The sequence below is a fragment of the Aquipuribacter nitratireducens genome (assembly GCF_037860835.1).
GTDB lineage: Bacteria > Actinomycetota > Actinomycetes > Actinomycetales > JBBAYJ01 > Aquipuribacter > Aquipuribacter nitratireducens.
The window spans coordinates 222,061-235,264 of the sequence record NZ_JBBEOG010000002.1; the positions used below are offsets into that span (position 1 = coordinate 222,061).

Genomic DNA, 13,204 nt, shown 5'->3' on the forward strand with positions numbered 1-13,204 from the left:
CGAGCAGCCACGCGCAGGTCGTACGCTTCGTGCGGCGGACGGCGCGGGCACCCCCGGTCCTCGACCGGGCACGACGACGTGGCCCCGTGCCGCGAGACGTCGGGTCCGCGACCCGCACCGCCCGCCACGAGCGGGGCGGGACGGGGACGGCACCCGGCCACAGGACTCAGGAGGTCAGCGGTGGGTGTCTTCATCGCGCGGCGCGTCATCATCTCGTTCTTCACGCTGCTCGCGGCGACCTTCGTCGTGTACGTCCTCGTGGCGAACTCCGGTGACCCGCTCGAGGAGCTCTACCCCATCCCCAACGAGTCGCAGCGCGAGGCGGCCATCGCCGGCCGCATCGAGCTCCTCGGGCTCGACCAGCCCGTGCTCCAGCGCTACCTCGGCTGGCTCGCCGGGGCCGCCGGCTGCCTCGTCGGCGCGTGCGACCTCGGCCAGTCGATCACCCAGCAGCCGGTCACCGACCTGCTGTCCCTCGCGGTCCTGTCGACGCTCCGCCTCGTGACGGCCGCGACGGTCCTCGCGGTCATCTTCGGCGTCACGATCGGCATCATCTCCGCGCTGCGGCAGTACACGGGCTTCGACTACACCGTCACGTTCGTCGCCTTCCTCTTCTTCTCCCTGCCGATCTTCTGGGTCGCCGTCCTCCTCAAGGAGTTCGGGGCCATCCGACTCAACGACTGGCTCGCCGACCCCGGCATCCCGCTCACCGTCACGATCGCCCTCGCCGCCTTCGCGGCCCTGTTCTGGCAGGCGGTGTTCGGCGGCAGGCCCCGGCGCCGCCTCACGGTCGCGGCTGTCGCGGCAGCCGCCACCGCCGCCGTGCTCGTCTACCTCGACGCGGTCGAGTGGTTCGCGCGGCCGGCCCTGGGGCCCGTGCTCGTCGTCCTCATCAGCCTCGGCTGGGCGGTCGGCATCACCTTCCTCGTGTCCGGCATCCGCAACCGTCGCGTCCTCTTCGCCTCGCTCGCGGCCGCCGGCGGCGGCCTCGTCGGCGCCATGCTGCTCGCCGGGCCGCTCCGCGACCCCTCGTGGCTGCTGATCTTCGCCTGCACCCTCGGTCTCGTCGCCGTCGGCGTCGTCGCGGGGGTGCTCCTCGGCGGTCTCGACCGGCCCCAGGCCATCCGGGCCGGCGTGCTCACGGCGCTGCTCACCGGCGGCACCGTCTTCACCGACTACGTGCTCGCCGCGTTCTCCGCGTACTACGACCGGGTCAACGGCCGTGTCATCAAGACGATCGGCTCCGGCACGCCGAACTTCGACGGCACCTTCTGGGAGGTGTGGCTCGACCGGTCGACGTCGCTCATCCTCCCCACCGCCGCGCTCATCCTCATCTCCTTCGCGACGTACACCCGTTACACGCGCGCGTCGATGCTCGAGGTCCTCAACATGGACTACGTCCGCACGGCCCGCGCGAAGGGGCTGACGGAGCGGACGGTCACCGTCCGGCACGCGTTCCGCAACGCCCTCATTCCCGTCACGACCCTCGCGGCGGTCGACTTCGGCTCGGTCATCGGCGGGGCGGTGATCACCGAGACCGTCTTCGGCTGGTCCGGCATGGGCCGGCTGTTCGTCGACGGGCTGCGCAACGTCGACCCCAACCCCGTCATGGGCTTCTTCGTCGTCACGGCCGTGCTCGTCGTCGTGTTCAACCTCGTCGCCGACATCCTCTACGCCTACCTCGACCCACGGATCCGGCTGTCGTGACGGCACCCCGCCGCCAGCCGACCCGCCGCCGCCCCGAGGAGACCCCGTGACCGTCCCGCCCCGCACCCCCCGTGACCGCAACCCCAACGCGACCGAGCTGAAGGACGACGCCGTCCTCGACGAGAACGTCGAGCGACGCGGCGACGACGAGGCGCGGGAGCTGCGGGCGGGCGAGGAGGGCTTCACCGTCAAGGCACGCACGCAGCGCGAGCTGGTCCTGCGGCGCTTCCTGCGCCACCGCGCGGCCATGGTCGCGCTGTTCTTCTTCGTCGCGATCGTCGTGCTCGCGGTCTCGAGCATCGGGGCAGGCCCGATCCCCGGCTGGTGGGACAAGTCGTACACGCAGACCGGTGCCGTCGTCGACGGCGGCCGGCCGACCCTCGACGTCCTCCCCGCCTTCGTCGACGGCGACGGCGTCGGTCTCGGTGAGCACCCGTTCGGCCAGGACAGCATCGGACGGGACTACTTCGCCACCACGATGCGCGGCGCGCAGCAGTCGCTGCAGATCGCCCTCATCGTCGGTCTCGTCGCGACGCTCGTCGGCACGGTCATCGGCTCGATCGCCGGCTACTTCGGCGGGACGGTCGAGACCGTCCTCATGCGCCTCGTCGACGTCATCATCGCGATCCCGCTCCTCGTCCTCGCCGCCGTCGTCGGCAGCAGCACGGACGGCACCGCCGCGGTGCTCGGCCTGTTCCTCGGCATCGTCGTCTGGACGAGCCTGTCCCGACTCGTCCGGGGGGAGGTGCTGTCGCTCAAGGAGCGCGAGTTCGTCGAGGCGGCCCGGGCGATGGGCGCCGGCCCGTTCCGCATCATCACCCGCCACATCCTCCCCAACACGATCTCGACGATCATCGTGAGCGCGACGCTCACCATCGCCGCGGCGATCCTCCTCGAGACCGCGCTCAGCTTCCTCGGCTTCGGCGTGCAGCCGCCCGACACGAGCCTCGGCCAGCTCATCAGCACGTACCAGACGGCCTTCGCCACCCGGCCGTGGCTGTTCTGGTTCCCGGGCGTCTTCATCATCGGGATCGCCCTCACCATCAACTTCATCGGCGACGGCCTGCGCGACGCGTTCGACCCGCGCCAGAACAAGGTGCGCGCATGAGCCATCCCGCCGACCAGCCTGCCGACCAGCCCACCGGCGCGTCCGGCATCGTCGAGTCCGGGCTCGTCGCCCCCGCCGTCGACCCGACGGAGGAGATCCTGCGGGTCGACGACCTCACGGTCGCGTTCCCCACCGACGACGGCCTCGTCAAGGCCGTCCGCGGCGTCAGCTACAGCCTGCGCCCCCGGGAGGTCCTCGGGATCGTCGGGGAGTCGGGCTCCGGCAAGTCGGTCTCGAGCATGGCCGTCATGGGCCTGCTGCCGAAGACCGCCCGCGTGACCGGCCAGATCCTCTACCGCGGCAAGGACGTCCTGCGGATGAGCCCGCAGGAGCAGCGCTCCCTGCGCGGGCGGAAGATCGGGATGATCTTCCAGGACCCCATGACGGCGATGAACCCCGTCCTCACCGTCGGCTTCCAGCTCGCCGAGGCCGTCCGCTCCCACGAGCACGTGTCGCAGTCCGCGGCGCTCAAGCGGGCGCAGGAGATGCTCGACCTCGTCGGCATCCCGCAGGCGAAGGACCGCCTGCGGGCCTACCCGCACGAGTTCTCCGGCGGCATGCGGCAGCGCGCCATGATCGCGATGGCGGTCATCAACCGGCCGGACGTCATCTTCGCCGACGAGCCGACCACCGCGCTCGACGTCACCGTCCAGGCCCAGATCCTCGACACGCTGCTCGAGGTGAAGGACGCCGTCGACGCCGCCATCGTCTTCATCACCCACGACCTCGGCGTCATCGCCGGCATCGCCGACCGGGTCCTCGTCATGTACGCCGGCAAGCCGGTGGAGACCGCCGGCGTCGAGGAGGTCTTCGCGGCGCCCCGCATGCCGTACACGGCGGGGCTGCTCGGCTCCGTCCCCCAGGCCGACATGATCGGCGAGCGGCTGCGCCCCATCGACGGCACGCCGCCCTCGCTCATCCAGCTGCCCGAGGGGTGCCCGTTCCGGCCGCGCTGCCCGCTCGCGATCGAGCAGTGCCGCACGAGCGAGCCGCCGCTGTACGAGACCGACCGCCGCGACCACCACGCGGCGTGCCACCGGTGGGAGGAGGTGGCCGCCTACGAGGACGCCACCGAGATCTTCCGCGCCGGCAGCACCACCGCAGGGAGCCCGACCGCATGAGCACCACGCCCACGCCGAGCCCGCAGTACCCGGCGGGTGCCGTCGACCCCGCGACTGACCCCGCAGGTGCCCCCGGCACCCACCGGAAGCTCCTCGAGGTCTCCGACCTCGTCATGAACTTCCCCGTGCGCGGCGGCGGCCTGCTGCGCCGCACCGTCGGTCACGTCCAGGCGGTGAGCGGCGTGTCGTTCGCCGTCGACGGCGGGGAGACGCTCGGCATCGTCGGGGAGTCCGGCTGCGGCAAGTCGACGACCGGGCGCGCCATCCTCCAGCTCCACAAGCCGACGTCCGGCTCCGTCCGGTTCGAGGGCCAGGAGCTGACGGAGATGTCGGCGCGCCAGCTGCGGCCCGTGCGCCGCGACCTCCAGATCGTCTTCCAGGACCCCTACGCCTCGCTCAACCCCAAGCTGCCCGTCAACGACATCGTCGGGGAGCCCCTGAAGATCCACGGGGTGTGGGACCGGAAGAGCGGCATGGAGCGCGTCGCGGAGCTGCTGCGCCTCGTGGGCCTCAGCCCCGAGCACGGCAACCGGTTCCCCCACGAGTTCTCCGGCGGGCAGCGGCAGCGCATCGGCATCGCCCGCGCGCTCGCCCTCGAGCCGAAGATGCTCGTCCTCGACGAGCCGGTGTCGGCGCTCGACGTGTCGGTGCAGGCCGGCGTCATCAACCTGCTCGAGGAGCTCCAGCAGCGGATGGGCCTCGGGTACCTCTTCATCGCCCACGACCTGTCGGTCGTCCGCCACATCTCCGACCGCGTCGCCGTGATGTACCTCGGCAAGGTCGTGGAGATCGCGGAGCGGGACACCCTCTACGGCCGCGGCAAGCACCCGTACACCCGCGCGCTGCTGTCCGCCGCGCCCGTCGCGGACCCTGTGAAGGAGCGGCGCCGCGAACGCATCACGCTCACCGGCGACGTACCGAGCCCCCTCAACCCGCCGAGCGGCTGCCGGTTCCGCACCCGCTGCTGGAAGGCGCAGGACGTGTGCGCGAGCGAGGAGCCGCCGCTCGCGGAGGTCGCCCCGGGCCACCGGGTCGCCTGCCACTTCCCGGAGGACGGCCCGACCGGGTTCTGAGGGTCCCTACAGGGCGCCGCCGACGAGGGAGCCCACGGCGAAGGTGAGCGCCATCGCGAGCACCCCCACCCCGACCACCCGCAGGACCGCCGGGGCGACGGGGGCGCCGCCGAGGCGGGCCGACACCGTCCCGGTGACGCACAGCGCGACGACGACGGCGGCGACCGTCACCGGCAGGCGGGCGCCCGCCGACGGCAGCACGATGGCGAGGAACGGCAGGAGCGCCCCGAGCGTGAAGGCGATCATCGACGCCCACGCCGCGTGCCACGGGTTGACGAGGCTGTCCCCCTCGATGCCGAGCTCGGCCTCCGCGTGGGCCGCCAGCGCGTCGTGCGCCGTCAGCTCCTCCGCCACCGTCCGGGCGGTCGCCGCCGACAGGCCCTTCGCCCGGTAGAAGCCGGTCAGCTCCTCGAGCTCCTCCTCCGGGGTCTCCTCCAGCTCGCGCGCCTCCTTCGCGAGCATCGCGCGCTCGGTGTCGCGCTGGGTGCTCACCGACACGTACTCCCCGCCCGCCATCGACAGCGCCCCGGCGACGATCCCCGCGAGCCCCGCGACGACGAGGGCCGTGCGGTCGCCGGTGGCGCCCGCGACCCCGACGACGAGGCCGGCGGTCGAGACGATGCCGTCGTTGGCGCCGAGCACCCCGGCGCGCAGCCAGTTGAGCCGTGCGTTGAACGCCGCGAGCGAGGTCTCCTCGGCGTGGGGGGCCGCGCTCACGGCTGCTCCCGGCCGAATCCCGTGCACACGCACAGCTCGTTGCCGTCCGGGTCCGCGTACACCCACCACGCGGGGGCGTGGGTGTCGTCGAGCAGGCGACCACCGGCCGCCTCGACGGCCTGCCGGCGTGCCGCGGCCTCCTCCAGGGTGGCGACGCTCACGTCGACGTGGAGCCGGCCCCGCGTGCCCGGGGGACTCGCCGGGGTCGTCGTGCTCTGGAACCAGACCTGCGGCCCGCGGCCGTGCGGGTCCTCGAGGACCGTCCCGTCGTCGTCGGCGTCGCGGTACCCGAGTGCGGCCCGCCAGAACGGGGCGAGGGCGGTGTGGTCGCGCGTGTCCACGCCCAGCTCGACCTGCTGCGCCGCGGCGGGTAGGTGCGTGGCACCGCGGGCCGCGGCGACGGACTCGATGCGGTGGGCGAGCTCGACGTCGAGCTGCGTGACGCCGCCCGCGCTGTGCGTCGACAGGGCGAAGCGCACCCGTCGCCACCGCAGGTCCGTGTCGGGGTGGTGGTCCATGAGCTCGGCCTCGTCGAAGGCGTCGACCACGAGGCCCACCGCACTCGGCACGTCGGGGGCGTCGAAGCGGGCGTGCAACGCCCCGGCGACCACCTCCCAGCCGGGCAGGTCCTGCAGCTGGACGAGGGTCTCGGCGTGCCCGAGCACCCTCGGGCCGGACGCGTCGTGGCTCATGTCCGACCACGCTAGACCCGGCTCCGGGGACAGCCCAGGACCGGCCGTCGACGTCACGGTGAGGTCACGATCAGATTGACGACTCAGCCATCGGGGGATAGTCAGGGTGGCGGTCCCTGCCCACTCCGCCCTCTCCCAGGGCGACCGAGGAGTTGTCATGTCTGCCCCAGCCGCCGACCGCCCCGCCACGGAGGCGACCGGCCCCGCCACACCGTCACCCGTCACACCGCCGGTGGAGCGCGGCCGTTCGATCGAGCCGAGGGTCTTCTGGCCCGCGGCCGCCGTGATCGCCGTCTTCGCCCTGCTCGCGCTCGTCTTCCCCGGCGCGACGGCCGAGGCGATGAGCGGCGTCCAGGGCGTCGTGCTCGCCGGCTTCGGCTGGTACTACGTGCTCCTCATCGCGGCGTTCGTCGTCTTCTCCGGCTTCGTCGCGTTCAGCCGCTACGGCGACCTGCGCCTCGGCCGGGACGACGAGGCGCCGGAGTTCGGCCTCCGCAGCTGGTTCGCCATGCTCTTCAGCGCCGGCATGGGCATCGGGCTCGTGTTCTGGGGCGTCGCCGAGCCGCTCAACCACTTCGCCGCACCGCGTCCCGGCTTCGACGGCACCCAGGCCCAGGCGGGCGCTCAGGCCATCACGACCACCTACCTTCACTGGGGCGTCCACGCGTGGGCGATCTACGTCGTCGTCGGTCTCGCCATCGCCTACGCCGTGCACCGCAAGGGCCGGCCGATCTCCATCCGGTGGGCCATCGAGCCGCTCGTCGGCGAGAAGGTCGCCCGCGGCCGCTTCGGCGACGTCATCGACGTCATCGCCGTCGTCGGCACGCTCTTCGGTGTCGCGACGTCCCTCGGCTTCGGGGTGCTCCAGCTGTCCGCCGGCCTCGACTTCCTCGGGCTGCCCGCGAACACCCCCCTGTGGCAGACCGTCCTCATCGCCGCCATCACGGGCCTCGCGGTCCTGTCGGTCGTCACCGGCGTCGCCAAGGGCATCCGGATCCTGTCGAACGTCAACATGGTGCTCGCGGCGCTCGTCCTGCTCTTCGTGCTGCTCGCCGGGCCCACCCTCTTCCTCCTGCGGGAGTTCGTCGCGAGCCTCGGCCTGTACGCCGCCAACGTCCTGCGCCTCACGTTCGACACCTCGCCGCTGCAGGGTGAGGCGGGGCAGGCGTGGCAGGCCTCGTGGACGACGTTCTACTGGGGCTGGTGGATGTCGTGGGCGCCGTTCGTCGGCGTCTTCATCGCCCGCATCTCCCGCGGTCGCACGGTGCGCGAGTTCGTCGTCGGCGTCCTCGCCGTCCCGACGCTCCTGACGTTCCTGTGGTTCTCCGTGCTCGGGGGCACGGCGCTGTACCGCGAGCTCTTCGGCGAGGGCGGTCTCGTCGGCGCCGAGGGGGCGGTCGACACCAACACGTCGTTGTTCCTCATGCTCGACGGCCTGCCGTTCGGCGCGGTCGTCAGCGTCGTCGCGCTCGTCCTCATCGTGACGTTCTTCGTCACCTCGTCGGACTCCGGCTCCCTCGTCGTCGACATGCTCGCCTCGGGCGGCAACACGAACCCGCCCACGTGGAGCCGCGTCATGTGGGCCGTCCTCGAGGGCGTCGTCGCCGCCGCGCTCCTCATCGTCGGGGCCGTCACCGGCGCGACCAGCGGGCTCAGCGCGCTGCAGACCACGGCGATCGTCATCGCGCTGCCGTTCTCCTTCGTCATGATCATGATGATGGTCGCGACGCTGCGGGCGTTCCGGGAGGAGTGGGCGGAGGTCGACCACCGCCGTCGCCGACGGCGGACGAAGCGGCTCGCCGCCGACGTCGCCGCGGAGCTGGAGAACGACGGCCGGGTCGACGGGCTCGGCCCGGACGACCACCCGGGCAGCGTCGCCGCCGGCGCCCGGACCCCCGCCGGCACCGGACCACGCGAACGCCCATAGCGGGCGCGAGGCACGGGGCGCGGGCCCGAGCGTGACAGCCTGGGCCCGTGCCCCACGTCCCGCCCACCCGCACCCGGCTCGTCGTCGGCGCCGCCGTCGTCGACGACCTCGACCGGCCGACCCGGCTCCTCGCGGCGCGGCGCAACGCCCCGGCCGCCCTCGCCGGGTTCTGGGAGTTCCCCGGCGGCAAGGTCGACCCCGGCGAGACGGCCGAGGAGGCCCTGCACCGCGAGCTCGACGAGGAGCTCGGCGTCCGGGTCCGCACCGGGGAGGAGGTCCTCGGCGCAGGCTGCGTCGACGACCCCGACCACGGGAGGGTGTGGCCGCTCACCGGGGAGCTCGTCCTGCGGCTGTGGCTCGCCGAGGCGGTCGACGGCACGAGCGCCCGCCCTCTCGCCGACCACGACGAGCTGCGCTGGCTCACGGCCCACGACCTGTGGACCGTGCCGTGGCTGCCTGCGGACGCCCTCGCCCTCCGCCGGATCGAGCAGCTCCTCACCTGAGGCACACTGGTCGCCCGTGACCAGCCCCCTGCGCGCGGACCTGCGCAACGTCGCGATCGTCGCCCACGTCGACCACGGCAAGACCACCCTCGTCGACGCCATGCTCTGGCAGTCCGGCTCCTTCACCGCCCACCAGGCGGAGACCGACGCCGTCCGCGAGCGCGTCATGGACTCCGGCGACCTCGAGCGCGAGAAGGGCATCACGATCCTCGCGAAGAACACCGCCATCCGGTACCGCGGGCCGGCCGCCGCCGCGCACGGCGCCCCGGACGGCGTCACGATCAACATCGTCGACACCCCCGGCCACGCCGACTTCGGCGGCGAGGTCGAGCGCGGCCTGTCGATGGTCGACGGCGTGCTCCTCCTCGTCGACGCCTCCGAGGGACCCCTGCCGCAGACCCGCTTCGTCCTCCGCAAGGCCCTGCAGGCCCACCTGCCGATCGTCGTCGTCGTCAACAAGGTCGACCGGCCCGACTCCCGCATCGCCGAGGTCGTCGACGAGACGTTCGACCTCATGCTCGACGTCGCAGACGGGACCGGGGTCGACGAGGAGCAGCTCCTCGAGACGCCCGTCGTCTACGCCGTCGCGCGCGACGGCAAGGCGTCGCTCACCCGGCCCGAGGAGCTCCAGCCGATCGACTCCGACTCCCTCGAGCCGCTCTTCGACGTCCTGCTCCGCACCATCCCCGCGCCGGCGGACACCCGCGAGGGCGTGCTGCAGGCGCACGTGACGAACCTCGACGCCTCGCCGTTCCTCGGCCGCCTCGCGCTGTGCCGCGTGCGCTCGGGCACGATCCGCAAGAACGACCAGCTCGCATGGTGCCGCACCGACGGCAGCGTCCAGCGCGTCAAGGTGTCCGAGCTCCTCATGACGGAGGCGCTCGAGCGCGTGCCGGTCGAGTCCGCGGGCGCCGGCGACCTCATCGCCGTCGCCGGCATCGCCGACATCATGATCGGGGAGACCCTCAGCGACGCCGAGGACCCGAAGCCGCTGCCGCTCATCACCGTCGACGAGCCCGCGATCTCCATGACGATCGGGACGAACACCTCGCCCCTCACCGGACGGGTACGCGGGGCGAAGGTGACGGCGCGCCTGGTGAAGGACCGTCTCGACAAGGAGCTCGTCGGCAACGTGTCGCTGCGGGTGCTCCCGACGGAGCGGCCCGACGCGTGGGAGGTGCAGGGCCGCGGCGAGCTCGCCCTCGCCGTCCTCGTCGAGCAGATGCGCCGGGAGGGCTACGAGCTCACCGTCGGCAAGCCGCAGGTCGTCACCCGCGAGGTCGACGGGAAGGTCCACGAGCCGTACGAGCACATGACGATCGACGTGCCCGAGGAGCACCTCGGCGTCGTCACCCAGCTGCTCGCGGTCCGCAAGGGCCGCATGGAGCAGATGAGCAACCACGGCACCGGCTGGGTGCGGATGGAGTTCAAGGTCCCCAGCCGCGGCCTCATCGGCTTCCGGACCCAGTTCCTCACCGACACCCGGGGCACCGGCATCGCCCACCACGTCTTCGACTCGTACGGCCCGTGGGCCGGGGAGATGGTGACGCGGCAGAACGGCTCCCTCGTCGCCGACCGGTCGGGCGTCGCGACCAGCTTCGCGATGTTCAACCTGCAGGAGCGCGGGACGCTGTTCGTCGAGCCCGCGACCGAGGTGTACGAGGGCATGATCGTCGGGGAGAACGCCCGCACCGACGACATGGACGTCAACATCACCAAGGAGAAGAAGCTCACCAACATGCGCTCGGCGACCGGCGACGAGCTCGAGCGGCTCGTGCCGCCGCGGCTGCTCAGCCTCGAGCAGGCGCTCGAGTTCTGCCGCGACGACGAGTGCGTCGAGATCACGCCGGAGGCGATCCGGCTCCGCAAGGTCGAGCTCAGCCAGGTCGTGCGCGGCCGGCAACGGGGACGCGCCAAGCAGCAGGCCTGAGCGGGCCGCCCGGGCGAGGGACCTTGGTCCCTCGCCCGGGCCGGGGGACCACCCGAGGCTGAGGGCATGGACATGCTCGACGTCCGTCGCCCCGGCGACGGGTCCGACCACCGGCTGCACCCCCTCGCGTTCGTCGCGGGTGGCGTCGTCCTCCTGGGCGCGCTGCTGACGGCGGTCCCCTCCTTCCTCGGGGTGCTCCTCGACTCCGGGGTACCGGTCTGGGGTCGTCTCCTCAACCTCGTCCTGTTCGTGGTGCCCATCGGTGTCGCGGGCTACGGGGGGCTCCTCGTCCTCCTCCGGGGTCTCGGGCGTCGCGGCCGGGCCGGTGCGTGGCCGGCGAGCCGCTCAGGGCTCGTCGCGGTGACGCTGCTCGCCGTCGTGGTCGTGGCAGCGTCCCTCGGTGCGCTGCTCGTCGCCCTCGACGTCGCAGGAGCGCAGGGGGCAGAGAGCTTCTGGGAGGCCGGACCGGCCGCGTGGCTCGTGGTGCTCGCGTGGGGGGCGGGGGCAGGTGCACTCCTCAGCGGGCTCCTCGCCCTGCTGGTCGGCCGCGACCGCGCGGGCGCCGTGTGGGTGGCCGTCGCCGCTGGGTGGGTCGTCACCGTCTTCGGGGTGGGGGAGGTGCTCGTCCCGCACTGACCGCGCGCGGTTCAGTCGTCGTCGCCCCGGCGCAGCGTGACGAAGGTCGCGACGCCGAGCAGCAGGCCCGCGACGACGACGAGCACCGTCCCCGGGACCGGACCGAGGACGGCGCCCACGGCGTCCTCGACCAGCAGCCGGGACCGGCTCGTCGGGTCCGACAGGACCGCGGCGACGAAGACGGCGACGACGACGCCCGCGCCGATCGTCAGCACCGCCGACCAGCGGCTGCTGAGCCCGGCGCGCTGCCGCACCCTGCGCGCCGCCGACACGATCCGGCCCGCCCGCAGCACCCGCAGCGCGCCGAGGGCGCGCACGAGCCGGAGCAGCTGGACCGGTCCGAGCGCGAGGACGACCGCCGCGACCGTGAGCAGGGTGAGCCCCACGAGCCACCAGTTCTCCCGCAGCCACCGCAGCCGGGAGCGACCGACGAGCAGGAGCACGAGGGTCTCGCCGACGAGCACGGCCCCCGCGAGCCAGTTCGCGACGGTGCCCACCGTCGCGTACGGCTCCTCCAGCAGCGTGAGCCACACCGCCGGCACCGAGACGAGCGCCGCCACGAGGACCGGCACCGCGAGACGGCGCTCCCAGCGCTGCCGGCGCGGGTCCGCCTCGGGGTCCTGCGGGTCGTCTGCCACCTCCTCGACCCTGGCGAGCGGGCGCGACGACGTCCACCCGGGGTGCCGCCACCCGGAAGACTGTCCGGCGTGACCCCCGAGGCGCTGCGGCTGCTGCTCGTCCACGCGCACCCCGACGACGAGACCCTCACCATGGGCGCCACGATCGCCGCGGCGCTCGACCACGGGCACCGGGTCGTGCTCGTGACGTGCACGAGGGGGGAGGAGGGGGAGGTCATCGGGGCCGCCCACGCCCACCGCACGAGCGCGCGGGACGACACCCTCGGCACGCACCGCGAGACCGAGCTCGCCGACGCCCTCGCGGCGCTCGCGGCACCCGGCGACGCCGTCGTCCACCACTGGCTCGACGCCCTGCCGGGCGACGGGCGGCGGACGTGGCCGACGTACCGGGACTCGGGGATGGCCGTCCTGCCCGGCGGTCGGGCAGGCGTCCCCCCGGACGTGCGACCCGACGCATTCGCCGTCGCCGACCTCGACGAGGCGGCGGACCGGCTCGCGCGCCTGGTGTCGGGCGAGCGTCCCCACGTCGTCCTCACGTACGACGAGGACGGCGGGTACGGCCACCCCGACCACGTCATGGCCCACCGGGTGGCCCTGCGGGCCGTCGAGCTCGCGGCCGACGCGCCGGAGGCCCCGTGGGACGTGCCGCTGGTCCTCGCCGCCGCCGGCGACCTCGACGACCTGAGGGCGTGGCTGCGGGCGCACCCCGACCCGCGGGCGTGGGACCCCACCGGGCCCCTCCCGCACCTCTACGTCGCCCCCGAGCGGCTCGACGCCGCCGTGCCCGCGCAGCCCTGGCTGCCGCGGAAGGTCGCCGCCCTGCGCGCCCTGCCGACGCAGGTGACCGTGGAGGAGCCGGCAGGACCCGGTGCCCGCTTCGTCCTGTCGAACGACGTCCCCCAGCCGCTCAGCGGCCTCGAGCGCTACCGCCTCCTGCGTCCCGTCGCCGCGGACGCCGCGGAACAGGTCCCGCGCACGACCGCCGCCGACCCGCTCGCCGCGCTCACCGCCCTCGTCCACGGTGCGTCACCGACCGTGCCGGACGCTGCGCCGCCCGGGTGAACCGTCACGACGTCCGTGCAGGTCAGCGCCCCGGGGCGGGTTCGGTCGGGTGTCGTCGCCCCGCGCCGCGGGCAAGGCTGAGGGGCGGGG

General features: G+C 73.4%; 12 protein-coding genes. 9 read left to right on the forward strand and 3 right to left on the reverse strand.

The window, feature by feature from the left end; genetic code table 11:
• Positions 1-180: 180 nt before the first annotated feature.
• Genes WAB14_RS04445 through WAB14_RS04460 form a run of 4 tightly spaced genes read left to right on the forward strand, consistent with a single transcriptional unit; the run spans position 181 to position 5,009 of the window.
• Positions 181-1,707: an ABC transporter permease gene (locus WAB14_RS04445; protein WP_340267791.1), complete on the forward strand. Its 1,527-nt coding sequence runs from the start codon at positions 181-183 to the stop codon at positions 1,705-1,707.
• A gap of 46 nt (positions 1,708-1,753) precedes the next feature.
• Positions 1,754-2,815 carry an ABC transporter permease gene (locus WAB14_RS04450; protein WP_340267793.1) on the forward strand — a complete coding sequence of 354 codons (1,062 nt, stop codon included), beginning with the start codon at positions 1,754-1,756 and terminating at the stop codon, positions 2,813-2,815.
• Positions 2,812-3,936 (forward strand): ABC transporter ATP-binding protein, encoded by a 1,125-nt coding sequence (locus tag WAB14_RS04455; RefSeq protein ID WP_340267795.1) that lies wholly within the window; start codon positions 2,812-2,814, stop codon positions 3,934-3,936. The genes WAB14_RS04450 and WAB14_RS04455 overlap by 4 nt, the downstream gene beginning before the upstream one ends.
• The gene (locus WAB14_RS04460) at positions 3,933-5,009 is read left to right on the forward strand and encodes an ABC transporter ATP-binding protein (RefSeq protein WP_377002448.1); all 1,077 of its coding nucleotides are present in this window, start codon (positions 3,933-3,935) and stop codon (positions 5,007-5,009) included. Before WAB14_RS04455 ends, WAB14_RS04460 begins: the two co-directional genes overlap by 4 nt.
• 6 nt (positions 5,010-5,015) lie before the next feature.
• On the opposite strand, the gene WAB14_RS04465 is transcribed toward WAB14_RS04460, so the two are convergent.
• Both WAB14_RS04465 and WAB14_RS04470 read right to left on the reverse strand, forming a co-directional pair.
• Entirely contained in the window at positions 5,016-5,726 is a 711-nt protein-coding gene (locus WAB14_RS04465) for a VIT1/CCC1 transporter family protein (protein ID WP_340267797.1), read from the reverse strand.
• Positions 5,723-6,418: a VOC family protein gene (locus WAB14_RS04470; protein WP_340267799.1), complete on the reverse strand. Its 696-nt coding sequence runs from the start codon at positions 6,416-6,418 to the stop codon at positions 5,723-5,725. Before WAB14_RS04470 ends, WAB14_RS04465 begins: the two co-directional genes overlap by 4 nt.
• Before the next feature lie 157 nt (positions 6,419-6,575).
• Here WAB14_RS04470 and WAB14_RS04475 point away from each other — a divergent pair, with 157 nt between their 5' ends.
• The 4 genes from WAB14_RS04475 to WAB14_RS04490 all read left to right on the forward strand — a co-directional run bounded on the left by WAB14_RS04475 (position 6,576) and on the right by WAB14_RS04490 (position 11,414).
• Positions 6,576-8,345 (forward strand): BCCT family transporter, encoded by a 1,770-nt coding sequence (locus tag WAB14_RS04475; protein WP_340267801.1) that lies wholly within the window; start codon positions 6,576-6,578, stop codon positions 8,343-8,345.
• A 47-nt stretch (positions 8,346-8,392) separates the two neighbouring features.
• Positions 8,393-8,848 carry a (deoxy)nucleoside triphosphate pyrophosphohydrolase gene (locus tag WAB14_RS04480; protein ID WP_340267803.1) on the forward strand — a complete coding sequence of 152 codons (456 nt, stop codon included), beginning with the start codon at positions 8,393-8,395 and terminating at the stop codon, positions 8,846-8,848.
• A 16-nt stretch (positions 8,849-8,864) separates the two neighbouring features.
• On the forward strand, positions 8,865-10,778 hold the full coding sequence (typA, locus tag WAB14_RS04485; RefSeq protein WP_340267805.1) for a translational GTPase TypA: 1,914 nt from the start codon (positions 8,865-8,867) through the stop codon (positions 10,776-10,778).
• A gap of 66 nt (positions 10,779-10,844) precedes the next feature.
• Positions 10,845-11,414 (forward strand): hypothetical protein, encoded by a 570-nt coding sequence (locus WAB14_RS04490; protein WP_340267807.1) that lies wholly within the window; start codon positions 10,845-10,847, stop codon positions 11,412-11,414.
• A gap of 11 nt (positions 11,415-11,425) precedes the next feature.
• Here the strand turns inward: WAB14_RS04490 and WAB14_RS04495 are convergent, their stop codons facing one another.
• Complete coding sequence (locus tag WAB14_RS04495; RefSeq protein WP_340267809.1) at positions 11,426-12,052, reverse strand: hypothetical protein; 627 nt, start codon at positions 12,050-12,052, stop codon at positions 11,426-11,428.
• 69 nt (positions 12,053-12,121) lie between these two features.
• Here WAB14_RS04495 and mshB point away from each other — a divergent pair, with 69 nt between their 5' ends.
• On the forward strand, positions 12,122-13,114 hold the full coding sequence (mshB, locus tag WAB14_RS04500) for an N-acetyl-1-D-myo-inositol-2-amino-2-deoxy-alpha-D-glucopyranoside deacetylase (RefSeq protein WP_340267811.1): 993 nt from the start codon (positions 12,122-12,124) through the stop codon (positions 13,112-13,114).
• Positions 13,115-13,204: the final 90 nt, after the last annotated feature.